Consider the following 16339-nt stretch of genomic DNA (forward strand, 5'->3'; position numbering starts at 1 on the left):
TTAAAGATCTAAGGTTTTTAACTTTTGAATGTATTTTCCTAATATATCAAATTCTAAGTTTACTTTTGTCCCTTTTTGAATTTTATGGAAGTTTGTGTGTTCAAAAGTATAAGGAATAATAGCTACGCTAAATTGTCCTTTTGCATCATCTACAACAGTAAGGCTTGCTCCATTAACACAAACAGAACCTTTCTCTACCGTAAAGTTTTTCGTTGAAGGATCGTATTGGAAAGTAAATCTCCAACTTCCTTGCTCATCTTGTACATTTACACATTCACCAATTTGGTCCACATGTCCTTGTACAATATGTCCGTCAAATCTACCATGAGATGGCATACTACGTTCTAAATTAACGACATCTCCTTCTTTCCAATCTCCTAAATTTGTCTTTTGTAAAGTTTCATGGATGGCAACCACTTGGTGTTGATCACCTTCAATATGAGTGACAGTAAGACAAACACCGTTGTGTGCTAAACTTTGATCTATTTTTAGTTCTTTGGATATTGAAGATTCAACAGTAAAAATCGTATTTTCTTGGTCTTTCTCTATTTTGATGATAGTTCCCAAGTCTTCTATTATACCTGTAAACATTTTAATTATTAAGGGTTTGATGATTATTGGGAGACAATTTAGTCAAATTTTATCAGAGATATTTTACTTTTGAAGTATTCCATTCCTTTTCTAATTTTCTTTTTTCATTTCTTTCAAAGTTACCTTTCTTGTCGAGTTATCAAATAGGATAATTTTATGAAATGATTGCTGACTTTTTAGAGGTGTGATGGACATAATATTCTATTCACATTTAATTGAAGGGGAACTACAAATTAGTTCTTATCTTACCCTCAATACGCTTTATTAAACCAATTATATTATCTCATCAATTAAAACATGACGGTTACAAACAGTGAACAGAGATATGAAATTGTAAAGGGACTCATAGACCAAGGAGAATGGGATGCACTAAGTGGTGTTTTAGAAAAACTACCTACCATTGAAATTGTAGAGATCCTTGAAAAAGTAGATGAAGACCATATGGTTACTGTCTTCTCGTTATTTTCTAAAAAGGAAAAAGCACAAATCTTTGGAGAGCTTTCTCATGACCTTCAATATTTTATATTTAATACTCTAGATAAAAGATCTTTTTCAAAAGTTTTTGAAGACATGCGTTCTGACGAACGAGCGGATTTTTATCAGAGGTTGGAAGTCGATGAGCAATCGGCCTTATTGCCCTATATCAACAAAAAGGTAAGAAGTAATGTAATAGAACTTAGTGGATACGAAGCAGATTCTGCTGGGGGTATCATGACGACAGACTTTGCTACAGTTCGAAACTGGATGACTGTAAGAGAGGCTGTAGATAAAATTAAGGTCGACTCACCAGGTAAGAAAATGATCTATTATGCTTATGTAGTAGACAACGAAAAAGTATTGCTGGGGTTTGTGACTCTAAAAGACCTGATCATAGCCGATTTACAAGATAAAATTGAGGATCTTATTCATGTTGATTTTGTCGCAGCTGATGTTCATGAGGATAGAGAGAATGTAGCTAAAATGATTGAAAAATATAATCTATTAGCACTTCCTATTATTAATTCAGACCGTAAACTAGTTGGTATTGTTCGACATGATGATGCAATGGATGTTATCGTTGCCGAACAAACTGAGGATATGGAACGTCTGATGGGTATTCAACCTAATGCAGAAGAAGATGAGGATGAAAGTTATCTAGATTTACCTGTCGTCAAGCATTTTAAAAAAAGGGTCATTTGGTTGGTTTCATTGGCCATTATGGGAATGATTTCCGGACTGATCCTTCATCATTTTGAAGAGGCATTGGATAAGATGGTGATATTAGCTTTATATATGCCTATGCTTGCTGATACTGGAGGTAACGCGGGTAGTCAGGCGGCAACAGTGGTTATTCGGGCATTATCTTTAGGAGAAGTCACCACTAAAGATTGGGCAAAGATTACTTTTAAAGAAGTAAGGATATCGATGTTGTTATCCATTTGTCTTTCTGCAATAGCTTATATCAAGGTTTCTTTATTATCATTCGATACGGTTTTACCCGATGGTCTATCACTCGCTTATGTAGCTTTTATTATCTGTCTTGCTTTAGCGATACAAGTAGTTACTTCTTCGTTGATAGGAGCTGGGTTACCGCTTATTGTTCGAAAATTTGGAGGAGATCCCGCTGTCGTTGCAAGTCCGGCGATCACCACCATTGTGGATGTTACAGGTCTTTTAATTTACTTCAGCCTAGCCACCACATTTTTGTTACATTGATATTATATAAAAATAGCATTACCACTCTAAGCGGTAATGCTATTTTAATTATACAGAACAATATTTTTCCATTCGATCAAAAAACTGTCCCATATGATATCCATCAACTAAAGAGTGATGAGCTTGTACACATATAGGAAGCATATTTTTTCCTTCTTGTTGAAAGATTTTTCCAAAAGTAACTTTCGGAATGCCAAATTCTGCATCGCTATCCTTCAAAGGGTTACTCATATTTGTAAATGCAACCCATGGTATTGTTGTACAATGAATAATGGGATAATCGTTTTCTTTTAACTCAAAAGCATTCCCTTTTTTAATAGCATCAATAGCTTTTTTTGCATTGTCGGTAAAGCGATCAAAATCAGGATACCAATCGAGGTAGCAGAATGTAAAGGTTTTATCTTCTTTTAATATTGTAGTCCCACCATATACTTCATCAAAATAATATACTTTATCGTTGATGATTCTATATCTAAATTCTTCAATTTCATTCATCACTTTAAGCATATAAAAGTGATATAAATGATGTAGCGATGCGTTGTTGTGTTCCTTTTGATGGATCAGCCCATCGATACAAACATTCGCTGTCAATGAAAAATTAGGGTTCAAATAATCTTTAAAGAAAAGGTATTGTTCTTTTCTTTTCCATTGATCTATATTTTGTTCTTTCATTTACTCTCCGAAAATCAGTTTATTCTCTTTTGCATAATAAGAAGAAGTACATGCAAAATTTGATTTATTATTAATAATGATTAACATTTTTTGAGCAAAATTAGTACTTAATCGATCATCCTTCTATTTTCGTAGCGAATTACTATTACCTAAATTTTTTCAGATGATGTACTACCTAATGCTCGAAGTTTTTATCTTCGGGTATATACTGATTGTGTTAGAACATAACGTTCATATCAACAAAGCAGCGACCGCTTTAATAATGGGTGCCGGGTTGTGGGCACTGTATGCAATTGGCGCTGATGAAATATTATCCCTTGGACATAGCGAGTCATGGAAGCATTGGTTAGAAGCAGGCCATGTAAAAGGACATGAATCCATTATCAATTTTATTGTTCATCATGAATTGACAGAACATTTGTCGGAGATGGCTTCCATCGTTTTCTTCTTAATGGGAGCAATGACAATTGTTGAAGTAATAGATGAATACCAAGGTTTTCGAATTATTACCAATAGAATCCGAGTAACAAATAAACCAAAACTGTTGGCCATTATCTCCTTAATGACATTTTTCTTATCCGCAGCGTTGGATAACTTAACCACAACAATTGTCATCGTAGCTGTACTGAATAAGCTAGTTCAAGACAAAGAAACTCGATGGTATTTTGCCAGTATGGTAGTGATATCAGCCAATGCGGGTGGTGCTTGGTCACCAATTGGTGATGTTACAACGATTATGCTTTGGATTGGTGGGCAAATCACAGCCTTAAAAATTATGGAAGAAATATTTATGCCTTCCTTAGTAGCGATGTTGGTTCCATTGGGAGTTTTAATGTTAAAACTTAAAGGTGAAATAGATCCTCCAGATATGTCGGATGATGAGACAAAAGCCTTTATTCCTTTAAAAGATAGAATTATTGTTTTAACAGCTGGTCTTTGTGCTTTAATGGCTGTACCTGTAATAAAATCATATACACATTTGCCTCCATTTATAGGGATGCTTTTAGGTTTGGGAGTGATGTGGTTTATGACAGATTTTAAGTTACACTCTAAAACAGCAGAAGATAAACGTCTATTGAATGTTGGTAGAATCTTAAAAAAGATTGACATGCCAACGGTACTATTTTTAATGGGTATTCTATTAGCTGTAGGAGCATTAAGTTCTGCAGGTCATTTAAATGTAATGGCTGGTTTTATGCAAGAACATTTTACTGATATTTATTTCCAGAATACATTAATTGGTGTGCTATCGGCAATCGTAGATAACGTTCCAATTGTTGCAGCATTTATGGGAATGTATCCAATTGCTGAAGCTGGAGCAACTGGCGAATTAGCCAACTTTGTAGTTGATGGTAAATTCTGGGAAATGTTAGCTTATGCATCAGGAACAGGAGGATCGATTTTAATCATTGGTTCTGCTGCAGGTGTTGCAGCTATGGGAATGGAACGTATCAGTTTTACTTGGTATTTCAAAAATATCGCTTGGGTAGCCACATTAGGTTATTTAGGTGGTATTGCATTATTCTATTTAGAAATGCTGTTCATGTAATAAACATAAATAGTGTTCTTTTGTGAATAACTTATATGTATATTTTTGTGATTTATGTACAGAAAACAAAAGTTATCAACATTGTTTGTTGATAACTTTTGTTTTCTTGATATTTCCCGAATTTTACCCTTATTCCTAAAAATTATTGATTTATTTACTTAATTTCATTTATCCACATAATTTACTGCTATGCGAACATTGTTGATAATTACCTTACTATTCTTATTTACAACAAGTTGTACAACCAATGAGAAAAATGAAAAAGACACGAGTGTGAATAACTCTTCTGGAGATTACACTTCAACCATTGTTAATCATTCAATAGAGACAGAATCAGGAATGTTGTTCACATTAACCGAAGAGAGAGTTACTAACAGTGTGAGTAACATTTCAATTCAAGGAATGAACTTTCCGAATTCAAATGATATTATCAACATTGATCAAACCGATCCTATAGAACAATTTAATGTAATGGATCTCAATGATGATGGTTATGAAGAGCTTTACATATCACAAAGAACTCCAGGATCTGGTGCCTATGTAAAACTTATTGGAGTGTCATCTAACAGAGATAATAGTTACAGTAAAATCTACGTTCCCTCGGTTTCAGAAAATGACGAATTATCTGAGGGGTATATGGGACATGATGAAGTTGAATTTACTAGAAAAGATATTATCCGCACTTATCCTGTATACAAAGAAAAAGATAGTAATGCTCATCCAACCGGAGGAGTTCGTACTGTAAAATATGAATTGATAACAGGAGAAGCAGGTTATATCTTAAATCCTTATATGGTATCTAACGAATAAGAAAAAGCCCTACAGATGTTCATCCGTAGGGCTTTAATATATTTCTAAAACTTATTTAAACGCTAAACTATTTGCTCCATTTCATGTAAGGATACTTAGCAGGAGCTTGTTGAATAGTTTTACCAGGATTAGTATTTCCAGCTTCAGCTAATGTATTAACACCTGCCTGGTTTTGAATATAATATGCACCTTTACGCTTTTTAGTAATAGCATCATCTTCATGTTCAATGCTTAACTTTGTATCGCGTTGTGCTAATGTTGTTGTTTTATAATTTTTACGAATATTTTTTTGTGGATTATCAGCATTTGCAGCGAAATTAACTCCAGCAATAATAAGTGCGATAGCAATGATTTTCTTTTTCATGTAGTTGATTTTTTAAAGGTTTTATTGATTTAACTTTCAATTATATATACCCTTAAAACACCTAAAACGTTACCCTGTTTTCGCTAATAGAAGTTAACAAATTAACAATTTTGGAACTTATTTTAACAACACTGAGCACACCTTTTTTAACACTTAAATTCTCACGATTAAGAGCCCATTTTCTCTTAATATTTGCCACAGTTCACTCTCAATTAATTCACTAAAGTCTAAACCTGTCTCATTTTCGAAATCGTCTTTAATCGTTTCGATTTTTAAATAAGGATCATCGCTATAGATACTGAAAGAATCCATCATACCGGCCACCCAGTCTGCAAGAACATCTGAAGTTTCAATTTCAAGGTCTTCTTTCTTATTAATAAAGATAAGTTTTCCCCATTGATCCTCTTCGTCTATCTCTACCATAGGAGATTTTCCCAACCATAATACAGAGTGTTTTACTAATTGGTCGTCACTTTTTGTATTTTCAGTAAGTGCTTCTTCAATTAGTGTTGGAGACAGAGTTGTTGACGAAGTAGAGAAATCGAACCATTGTTGAACAGGTAAGTCCAGTTCTAAACCATGCATATAATTGAAGATGGAAGTTCTTAGCCCTTCGCCAAAGCGTTCATGGTTGGCTCCTGTAGGATCTTTGTGAGGAATATCATTCCATGCGAATCCTTCAAATTTAAACTCTTCTTGTTCTACTTTATAGTCATTAGGATTTAAACCTACAGGTGCATGTGCCGTCATTGCAAAACGGTGCCAGAAACCTGATTGTAAACAATGATTGGCGAATAATTGTCTTACAACTTCTAATGAGTCGATAGTTTCTTGTGTGTTTTGAGTAGGAAAGCCATACATCAAATAAGCATGAACCATAATACCTGCAGCACTAAAAGCTTTTGTTACTTGTGCTGCTTGTTTGATAGTTACACCTTTTTTCATCAATTCCAGAAGACGATCGGATGCCACTTCTATACCACCTGAAACTGCAACACATCCTGATGCCGCTAGCAATGCACATAGGTCGGGAGTAAATGTTTTTTCAAAACGTATATTACCCCACCATGTAATCTTTGTTCCTCTCCGGATAATCTCAATAGCAATATCTCTTAGTGCTAATGGAGGAGCAGCTTCGTCTACAAAATGAAAACCAGTTTGTCCTGTTTCATTAACAATTTGTTCAATACGGTCAACAATCATTTTGGCTGGGGCAGGATCATATCTTCCGATATAGTCTAAAGAGATATCACAGAAAGTACATTTTTTCCAGTAACAGCCATGAGCAACGGTGAGCTTATTCCATCTTCCATCATTCCATAAACGATGCATAGGATTCGCGACATCAATTACCGATAGGTATTGGTCTAATAATAAGTCGCTATAATCTGGTGTGCCAACTTCAGAGTGTGTAATTACATCCTGTACTTTTTGATCAATAAAATGAACTTCTCCTTCTTCATTAAGCATGTAGGTTCTTTGGAGCTGCTTGGAAGAGATGTTTCCTTCTAAATACTTAAGTAGATTTAGAAGTGGGCCTTCTCCATCATCTAATGTGATAAAGTCCAAATATTGAAATACTCTTGGATCTTGTAATGAACGCAATTCAGTATTAGGATAACCACCACCCATTGCTATGTTTATTTCAGGATAATTTTCCTTTATATACTTACCACATTTTAGTCCTCCATATAGGTTCCCTGGGAATGGTACTGTAAAAGCGACTAAATCTGGTTGAGAGTTTTGTAGTTTTTCATCCAGAATTTCTAATAGCCATTCATCAAGTAAATGCATTGGTTCATGTAATGCGTCATCGATCGGGGTAAAGCTTGTTGCTGACATAGCAATTCTTTCAGCATATCTACTAAAGCCAAAATCTTCCGTGATGGTTTCAATGATAAAGTCACCAAGATCTTCTAAATAAAGAGTTGCAAGGTATCTCGCTTTGTCATTGATCCCCATAGTACCAAAAGTCCAGTCAACATTCTGTACATGTTTGAACCTTGATGCTCTAGGCAAGAAGCTATCTTGACAAATACTATGTGCTAAGGTATTGTCTTTATTTTGTAAAAATTGGATAACTGGATGTATGGTTTCCAAGTAATCATCCTGTAACATAAAAATACGCTGAGCATTATCGTTTGCTTCTTCGATTACTTCTTCAGCCTGATCAAAAATTGCTGTTAATCCATCAACACTGAAAATTTTTAATACTAGTTCTAAACCAAGGTCTACTTGATCTGCACTAATATTTTTTTCTCTTAAAAATCCCTTCAAATAAGCTGTTGCTGGATAAGGTGTATTCAGCTGTGTTAATGGAGGGGTAATTAATAATGTTTTGATGTTACTCATGTATTTTGAAAACTTACGGATGATTGTGACTGCAAAAATACAGTAATCAGTTAACTATCTCGTATTTTGTTAACCTTCGATAGAAAAGATTGTTATGAATAGGCATAAAAAAAGCATCTCTGGGTAGAGATGCTTCAATATCTTAATAACAGGTACTTTTATTTTAGATCCTGTGATGCTTTTGCTGCTGATAAATCTTCTTTCTCAAACTTAAGTTTATCTACTACAGCTTTTTGGATTTCTGCAGCTTCATCAACTCTGCTTTTCAAATAGAAATCGTAACTTCTATTAAAGACTGTTGAATCTACATTGTTTTTGGTATAAATACTACCTTCTAATTTAGCATAAGCGTTCATTGCTTCATCCTTTGGAAGGTGTTGCGTAGAAACTGTTGCCTCTGCTTTGTATAAATCGACCAAAACATTGATCATCACATCTTTTGATAAAAGATCTGCAGGTGCTTCTGGACCTTTTTTAGGACCACAGCTTACAAGTAAAATTGCTAACGCAAGTACATTCAATAATCTTTTCATAGTGACAAAAATACCTAAAGACATTAAAACCTCGAATCTAATAACGTTACTAGTAGTAAAAAATGTGGTTAAATAGTGTTAAATGAGCTTTCAAGTTGTTCACAACGATAAGGTTGAAGTAAATTTGGTAACTAAGTAAGTCTAAAATTAAAGGAATGAAAGAATTACTCAAGAAGTTAAGAAAATATGAAATCCGTATTAGAAAAGCGATCAACTCGCATATGCAAGGGGATTTTCATTCTGTATTTAAAGGCTCAGGTTTAGAATTTGATGATGTCCGCCTGTATCAATACGGAGATGACATTAGACATATAGATTGGAATGTGACTGCAAAAGGGCATGGAACCTTTGTGAAAACATTCAAAGAAGAGAAAGAGCAAAACGTATTTTTTGTGGTGGATGTCAGTGCCTCTCAGGACATTGGTAAGCCTCAAAGAAAAAAAATAGATGTAACGAAAGAAATTGCAGGAGTGTTGGCGATGTCGGCATTAAAAGAAGCAAGTTCTGTTGGTCTATTATGCTTCTCTGATGATAAGGAAAGATATGTGAAACCCAATAAAGGGAATAAGCATGCCTATCAATTGATTGGTGAATTATTTAGATTGAAACCGAAATCACCTAAAACCAATATCAATAAAGCCTTAGGTCAAACTTTATCAATGATCAAAAGAAAGAGTATCATTATTGTGATCTCCGATTTTGTAGATGAAAATTATGAGCGTCACTTAAAAGCTTTATGCCGAAAGCATGATCTTGTAGTGGTACATGTTGGGGATGATAGAGAAACTTCTTTTCCTCGTATTGGTATTGCTCCTTTGTATGATAAAGAAGCTGGAAAAACGATTTGGGTAAATACATCATCAAAACAGTTTAGAGACAAATTGGATAAGTTTTATGCACAAAACAGATTGGAACTTAGTGACCTTGTTCGAAGAAACGGAGGTAACTATGTTTTTGTCAATGCAGCAGAAGACTATGTCCCTAAATTGATCAAGTTGTTTAAAGTAAGAAACAGAGTAAAAAGATAAAGATTCTAGTATCTAGATACAATGAAGAAGACATTCAATATATTTTTTACACTTTTATTTCTAATTACAAACTTCGTAGTTGCTCAAGATGAGCAGGAGTTACCTTATGGTAGGTTTAGTACTGACAGTATTATGCTTGGAGAAGAGATTAAATATACTCTTAGATATGAGCACAATGCTGATGATGAAGTACTATTTGTAGATTCTACTTATAACTTCACACCCTTCGAATTATTGAATAAGGAATTTTTTCCAACACGAAGTGTAAACAATGTTAGTATAGACTGTGTGATCTATACTTTGGCTACCTACGAAATTGATTCTGTTTATGAATTAGGCTTGCCAGTTTTAATTGCGGAAAATGGGACTACAGATTCTCTTTTTGCTCATTTAGATGGCGTCTTTTTTAAAGACTTAATTCAAGTGCTTCCTGATACTGCAAAAGTAATTGCAGATGTGAATTATGTAGAAGTTCAACGCGAATTCAATTATCCTTACCTAATGATTTTCATTGGTATTATCTTCGCTATAGCTCTGATAGTAGTATTTGGATTTGGTGGAAAAATAAGAGAACACTGGAGAAAGAAAAAAGTACAGAAGGCTTACGATACATTTATCTCTTCTTATAAATCTTACTTAGGAAAAGAATTAAGTAGTAGTGAAACGGAAGATGCTGTAGCACTTTGGAAAGGATACTTAGCAGCAGCCACTAACTTAGAGATTCAGGCATTAACTTCTAAAGAGATAGGAAAAGTATTAGTTTCGAAAAAGTTAGAAGAGCAACTTAAACTTTTAGATAGAGTGATTTACTCGGGCAGTGGAGCAGAAGAAGCTAAACCTGTACTGAAGAAATTACAGAATATTGCTAATAAGGGTTTTGCTTATGCTTTAGCTAATGAAAAAGATAAAGCTTTTATTCTTCTTGAAGATGATTTTGAAAAAGAAAGCCATCATGAAGATGTAGTTTCTGCAGTGACTGAAGTATCACAAAATGGAACTACTGATAGTAGCCTTAGTGGAAATGTATCTCAAGAAATTAAGACACTACCGGCAGATATTAAACAAAAAGTAGAGAATACGAAATCATCAAAAGAAATATACCCATTATTAAAGACTAGTGATTGGGTAGGAAAAGATTTCAGTATTTTCAAGAACTTTCCAATATCTTCAAAAGCTCCATTACCATTAATTGCTTTTGGTTATGATTTAGGAGAACAATTTATGTTCTACACTAAAGATGACCTTAAAAAAGAAAAGGTATCTGAAGATGCTATTTACAAACAAGCGATGGCAAATTTAAAGGAGATTAAAGTGCCTTTCGAGTCAGGTCCTGGATTTTATACTGCTTCAGGTAATGACTTCTCTGCTGAAAAGATTCTGGATACAGATTTTCTTTTAGAAGCCCAGAAAAAAATGGGAGCATATAAGATCATTGTTGCTATTCCGAGACGAACAGTGATGTATCTAACAGATGCCAACTCTACAGAAGAACAATTGAAGTTATTCCAAAAACTCGTTCATACAACGTATCTAGATGACAGTTATGGGAACGCTCCAATCACGAATCTTCTATTTACTTTTGAAGGAGCCGAATGTAAAGAAGTAAATGTAGTTGCTCCTTAATAAAATGATTATAAAAGAAACGATTTAGCTAGTACAGTAAATTATGTACGAAAATATATTATCATTAGATTGGTTTTTACCTTCCACACTAAAGGGTTTTGATTGGGAAAATCCGTTCTACCTCTATCTAATTGCAGGTGTTCCATTTCTATTCTTATTGAGATGGTTGCTTCGATATAGAGTACGCCAAAAACTCGATGTAGCTTTACCAGAAGGTAGGCTAAAGGCAGATTGGAGTACACTTTTACGATTTATTCCTCCATTTATTTTATCATTAGCGATAGCTTTAATGTTGATAGCATTGGCTAGACCACAAAAGACAAATGAGCAAGTAGAACAATGGACTGAAGGTATCGATATCATGTTGATATTGGATATTTCCCATTCCATGAAAATCGAAGACTTTGTCCCTAATAGATTAGAAGCAGCAAAAAAAGTTGCAGCAAAATTTATTGATGGCAGGGTACAAGACAGAATAGGTTTAGTTATTTTCTCTGGAGAAGCGATTTCTTATGCGCCTTTAACTACCGATTATACCTTACTGAAAAACTTAGTAAAGGACATCGATTTTAATATGATCGATAAAAATGGTACTGCTATTGGTCTTGCACTAGGTGTAGCCATTAATAGAATGTCAGAGTCTGATGCTAAATCAAAAGTAGCTATTTTATTATCAGATGGTGAGAATACTGCAGGAAGTATTGACCCGAAGACGGCTGCAGAATTAGCATATGGCTATGGAGTAAAAGTATATACAATTGGTGTAGGTAAAGAAGGTAGAGTACCATATGGTACTGATATGTTCGGTAGACCAAAATATATTGAGCAACATCTTGATGAAACAGCACTGAGAGAAATTGCGAAAATTGGTAAAGGAAAGTATTTTAGAGCTACAAATAATAAAGCCTTAGCAAAAATCTTTGATAGAATTGATAATTACGAAAAGGCTGAAATCAAAGAAACAAGATACAAGGACACAAAAGATTTCTACCAATATTATTTGATTTGGGGACTGATATTCTTCTTAATGTGGATGGCACTGAAAAGTACATTTATGACAAACGCATTGGAAGACTAAGAAAAGAAGGGACTAGGAAAACATGGAATCAAGACGTTGGCATATCATTGCAGGCTTTTCAATCTTATTCATTACTTATGCGGTTGTTTTATTAAACATTCAGGTATTTAGTACGAATTATAAGACAAGAGCTGAAGCAAACATAGTAGAACGAGTGGTAGAATATCCTTTAAGAGGTATGATCTACGACCGTAATGGAAAACTATTGGCTTCAAATGCTGCCGTTTTCGATGTGATGATTGTACCCAAATACTTTAAGATAGAAGAAGAGGATTCAGTAGTATTAGCAGGAATGCTAGACTACACTATGGAGGAGTTAAGGTATAATATCAAAAAATCGAAATATTATTCTTGGTATAAACCTTCAGTACTAAAAAAGCAGCTGACGGAAACAGAATACGCCAAGATACAAGATAAAATTATTCGCTTTAAAGGTTTAAGTATTCAAGCGAGAACCATTCGATCATATCCACATCAGAGTTTAGCAAATGCATTAGGATATGTGAAAGAGGTATCAAAAGCATTTTTAGATCGTGATACTGCAGGGTATTACCAGAGTGGTGACCTTATCGGTAAAAGTGGTGTAGAAAAATTTTATGAAGAAGAACTTAGAGGACAGCGTGGTGTAAGTTACATCATGAAAAACGTTAAAGGGGTGACCAAAGGATCTTTTGAAGATGGTAAATTTGATACTATCCCAAGAGTAGGAGCTACTTTAACTTCATCCATCGATCTTGACTTACAAAAATATGGGGAAGACTTGATGGTGAATAAAAAAGGTGCTGTTGTAGCACTAGATCCTAATACAGGTGAAATCTTAGCCATGATTTCTGCTCCATCATACGATCCAAACCAGTTAACGGGTGAAGGAAAAAGAGTTTCTAAGAATTATGGTGGTCTCTCAAGAGATAAAAATAAACCACTTTTTAACCGTGCTATGCAATCTAGGTATCCTCCGGGATCTACTTTCAAAACTGTGATGGCGTTAATCGGTCTACAAAAAGGAGCAATTGATACGCTTACCACTTACTTCAGTTGTAATAAACGATTGGTAGGTTGCCATGATCACAAAACACCTTTGAATGTGGCAGGGTCCATTATCAATTCATGTAACCCTTGGTATTATCAAGAAATTCGTCGTTTGTTAGATGATGAAGGTAAGCGGTATGAGACTTCAGATGTATTAAGACAAACTCTAGATACATGGAGGGAAGAGGTAAAAGGATATGGTCTTGGTGTGAAGCTTGGTGTAGATATGCCTTATGAAAAAGGTGGTTTAGTACCTAGTTCAAACCTTTATGATAGAATTTATAAAGGTGGAGGATGGAAAATCAGTACTATTCACTCTATTAGTATTGGTCAAGGAGAGGTATTGGCTATGCCTATCCAATTAGCTAACTTAGGAGCAATTATCGCTAATAGAGGACATTATTATACGCCTCATATCATTAAAGATATTGGTGGTGAAGGACCACTACAACAATATAAAGTAAAGCATCAAGTAGATGTAAAACCTGAATATGTGGATCATATTGCAAGGGCTATGTCTGAAGTTCCAAGAATAGGTACAGCCCGAAGAGCATTCAGTAATGATCTTGTCATTTGTGGTAAAACAGGTACTGCTCAAAACCCTCATGGAGAAGACCATTCTATTTTTATGGGTTTTGCTCCACTTGATAAACCTCAAATTGCCATTGCTGTATATGTAGAGAATGCAGGTTTTGGTGGTACATGGGCTGCACCTATTGCAAGTTTAATGATGGAGAAGTACGTAAACGGTGAAGTAAAACGTCCTTATCTTGAAAAATATGTTTACAACGGAGACCTAATTGCTAAAGAAGAAGCAAGAAAGGAGAAAGAAAGGTTGTTGAAAGAACGTAGAGAAAAGCAAAAAGCCAGAATGAAAGAACTTCAAGCGAAGAGAGCTCAGCAGGCAGCCCAACAAGATTCCATTCGAGTAACAACATCGACAGATGAATAAATAAAAAAAGGATAATTAAGAGTGCTTTACTCTAATTATCCTTTTTTATTCACTTATAAAATCTATTAATTGGTCGGCATAATACCTTTACTATAGATAGTATCTTTAACGACTTGTTGATAAAGTCTTCCTATTGGGAGCATTTTACCATTTTTAAGTTCTACCTGATTACCTTCAATGGCATTTACCTTATTGAGGGAAATTGCAAATGAACGATGAACTCTGATGAATTCATCTTCTGGTAGGTTTTCAAGAATTTTTGTGAGGGTATAATGAACAACCATTTCTTGGTCTTTCGTGTAGACTCTTAGGTAGTCCTTTAGACTCTCCATATAGATAATATCATCCAACTTTACTTTTACCATCTTCTTTTCCACCTTGAGGAAGATAAAAGCATCTTCATCAGATGATGATTTCGCTGTAGTTGTTGAAGTCACTTTTGGACTACTACTAGAAGTAGTTGCCGTTGATATATTACCTTTTGCGGCTTCTTTGGTCTGAATTAATTTTGATGCTTTATTAGCTGCTTTTAAAAATCTCTGGAATGAAATAGGCTTTAGAAGGTAATCTAATGCAGAAATTTCAAAGCCTTCTAATGCATATTCTCTGTAAGCAGTAGTTAAAATTACTTCAGGTTTTTGTTCTAAAGATTTTACAAAGTCAATACCTGTTAGCATTGGCATATTGATATCTAAGAACATTAAATCTATTTTCTGATTCTGTAGTACGTTGAATGCTTCTATAGCACTTTCACATTTTGCCACGATCTCAAACTCGTTCAACCTCATTAAGTAATTTTCAATCACTTTTATTGCTAGAGGCTCATCATCAACAATCAGACATTTAATTTTACTCATCTCGTGGAATTTTAAGCGTTACTTTAAACTTCTCCTCTCCATCATTAATGTCAAGGCTGTATCGATCATCATATAGTAGTCCTAGTCGTCTTCTTGCATTAGCAAGTCCGAATCCGCCGGTTTTGGTTTTTTTCGTTTGAACAGGCAGGTTGAAAGGGAGTGGGGTTTGATCAATACTTGGATTCTCTACTTCAAATGTGATAAAATCATCCGAAATCTTCAAGTTCAATTCAATTTTGATTTCATTGAGCTTGTTCTTTACCCCGTGTTTAAATGTATTTTCTATAAAAGGTAAGAATAAAAGTTGAGGAACTCTTACATTTCCTGCTTCTCCTTCTACATTAAAAGTCATAATTAGGCGATTTCCGAATCTAAGTTTTTCAAGATCCAGATAGCTTTGCATATAATATAGCTCGTCCTCTAGGTTTACCCTTGTTTCTTTTTGATACAGCATATAACTCATCAGCTCTGATAGTTTCATCACAGCATCAGATGCCTCATCACTTTTATCTAAAGTAAGAGAATAGATATTATTAAGTGTATTGAATAAGAAGTGTGGCTGAATCTGACTCTTTAATAAGTTCAGTTCCGTCATCATATTCTGTTTTTCAAGCTCTCTAGTCTTCTTTTGGTTGGCTATCCAGTTTTGTGTTAGAGCAATAGATGTAGTAATACCTAAAACATAGAGCTCACCGGTGATAATGGCAATAACATGGTTCGCACTAAATATTTCAGCTTGAGTACCCGCTTCTGGCCAAACAGGTAATAAAAACTGTTGGGTAAGGAATACTTTTAAGTACATCATAATTACCAAAGCGATACTTAATTGAAAGATGTACATAAAGTACTTCTTATTAGGTATGTATTTCGGTAATAAATAATAGGCATGATAATACGATAATGGTATATGTATCGCAAAGCCTATAAGGTTGGACTGGAAAGAGTAAGTGTAGTCATCATAATAACTGCCCCATCTTAGACCATTTAATACAAAGTAGATGATCCAGAAGATGGAATGCTGTATGATTGGTTTATTCAATTTCAAAGACATTGATTCAGGTAGATGGTCTAGAATATTTATCTTCTCATCAAATAACTTATTTTTTGTTTGTATTGCCATTATTTAACGTCTATTGTTTAATAAAAGCTAAATACAAGATAAGCGTTGATGAAACAATTATTTTAGATTTATTGCATTAAATATAG

At 34.4% G+C, this 16339-nt stretch carries 14 protein-coding genes; 7 read left to right on the forward strand and 7 right to left on the reverse strand.

The annotated features are described in order from the left end of the window. Positions 1–591, reverse strand: a complete 591-nt coding sequence (locus HGP29_RS17160) for a riboflavin synthase (RefSeq protein WP_168883659.1) — start codon at positions 589–591, stop codon at positions 1–3. 297 nt (positions 592–888) lie between these two features. Between HGP29_RS17160 and mgtE the strand changes: the two genes are divergently transcribed. Then, positions 889–2286, forward strand: coding sequence for a magnesium transporter (mgtE, locus tag HGP29_RS17165; protein ID WP_168883660.1), 1398 nt, complete (start codon positions 889–891; stop codon positions 2284–2286). 48 nt (positions 2287–2334) lie between these two features. On the opposite strand, the gene HGP29_RS17170 is transcribed toward mgtE, so the two are convergent. Continuing rightward, entirely contained in the window at positions 2335–2958 is a 624-nt protein-coding gene (locus tag HGP29_RS17170; RefSeq protein WP_168883661.1) for a CatA-like O-acetyltransferase, read from the reverse strand. 163 nt (positions 2959–3121) lie between these two features. On the opposite strand from HGP29_RS17170, the gene nhaD reads away from it, so the two are divergent. Next, a complete protein-coding gene (gene nhaD, locus HGP29_RS17175; protein WP_317169948.1) occupies positions 3122–4507 on the forward strand; it encodes a sodium:proton antiporter NhaD in 1386 nt (461 codons plus the stop codon). Positions 4508–4696: 189 nt separating this feature from the next. Continuing rightward, complete coding sequence (locus tag HGP29_RS17180; protein ID WP_168883662.1) at positions 4697–5317, forward strand: hypothetical protein; 621 nt, start codon at positions 4697–4699, stop codon at positions 5315–5317. Between the two features lie 67 nt (positions 5318–5384). On the opposite strand, the gene HGP29_RS17185 is transcribed toward HGP29_RS17180, so the two are convergent. From HGP29_RS17185 to HGP29_RS17195, 3 genes are all read right to left on the reverse strand, one after another. Further along, positions 5385–5681, reverse strand: a complete 297-nt coding sequence (locus HGP29_RS17185) for a hypothetical protein (RefSeq protein WP_168883663.1) — start codon at positions 5679–5681, stop codon at positions 5385–5387. Positions 5682–5834: 153 nt separating this feature from the next. Next, complete coding sequence (locus HGP29_RS17190; RefSeq protein ID WP_168883664.1) at positions 5835–8033, reverse strand: B12-binding domain-containing radical SAM protein; 2199 nt, start codon at positions 8031–8033, stop codon at positions 5835–5837. Between the two features lie 158 nt (positions 8034–8191). Beyond that, positions 8192–8566 (reverse strand): DUF4296 domain-containing protein, encoded by a 375-nt coding sequence (locus HGP29_RS17195; RefSeq protein ID WP_168883665.1) that lies wholly within the window; start codon positions 8564–8566, stop codon positions 8192–8194. A gap of 155 nt (positions 8567–8721) precedes the next feature. Between HGP29_RS17195 and HGP29_RS17200 the strand changes: the two genes are divergently transcribed. Genes HGP29_RS17200 through mrdA form a run of 4 tightly spaced genes read left to right on the forward strand, consistent with a single transcriptional unit; the run spans position 8722 to position 14276 of the window. Next, positions 8722–9594 (forward strand): DUF58 domain-containing protein, encoded by an 873-nt coding sequence (locus HGP29_RS17200; protein ID WP_168883666.1) that lies wholly within the window; start codon positions 8722–8724, stop codon positions 9592–9594. Between the two features lie 21 nt (positions 9595–9615). Beyond that, a complete protein-coding gene (locus HGP29_RS17205) occupies positions 9616–11217 on the forward strand; it encodes a DUF1444 family protein (RefSeq protein WP_168883667.1) in 1602 nt (533 codons plus the stop codon). A gap of 43 nt (positions 11218–11260) precedes the next feature. Beyond that, on the forward strand, positions 11261–12295 hold the full coding sequence (locus HGP29_RS17210) for a vWA domain-containing protein (RefSeq protein WP_168883668.1): 1035 nt from the start codon (positions 11261–11263) through the stop codon (positions 12293–12295). A gap of 22 nt (positions 12296–12317) precedes the next feature. Continuing rightward, positions 12318–14276 (forward strand): penicillin-binding protein 2, encoded by a 1959-nt coding sequence (gene mrdA, locus HGP29_RS17215; protein ID WP_168883669.1) that lies wholly within the window; start codon positions 12318–12320, stop codon positions 14274–14276. A 65-nt stretch (positions 14277–14341) separates the two neighbouring features. Here the strand turns inward: mrdA and HGP29_RS17220 are convergent, their stop codons facing one another. Together HGP29_RS17220 and HGP29_RS17225 are read right to left on the reverse strand one after the other, a co-directional pair. Next, the gene (locus tag HGP29_RS17220; protein WP_168883670.1) at positions 14342–15133 is read right to left on the reverse strand and encodes a LytR/AlgR family response regulator transcription factor; all 792 of its coding nucleotides are present in this window, start codon (positions 15131–15133) and stop codon (positions 14342–14344) included. After that, positions 15126–16253 (reverse strand): sensor histidine kinase, encoded by a 1128-nt coding sequence (locus HGP29_RS17225; protein ID WP_168883671.1) that lies wholly within the window; start codon positions 16251–16253, stop codon positions 15126–15128. The genes HGP29_RS17220 and HGP29_RS17225 overlap by 8 nt, the downstream gene beginning before the upstream one ends. Positions 16254–16339: the final 86 nt, after the last annotated feature.

It is taken from the genome of Flammeovirga agarivorans, assembly GCF_012641475.1.
GTDB lineage: Bacteria > Bacteroidota > Bacteroidia > Cytophagales > Flammeovirgaceae > Flammeovirga > Flammeovirga agarivorans.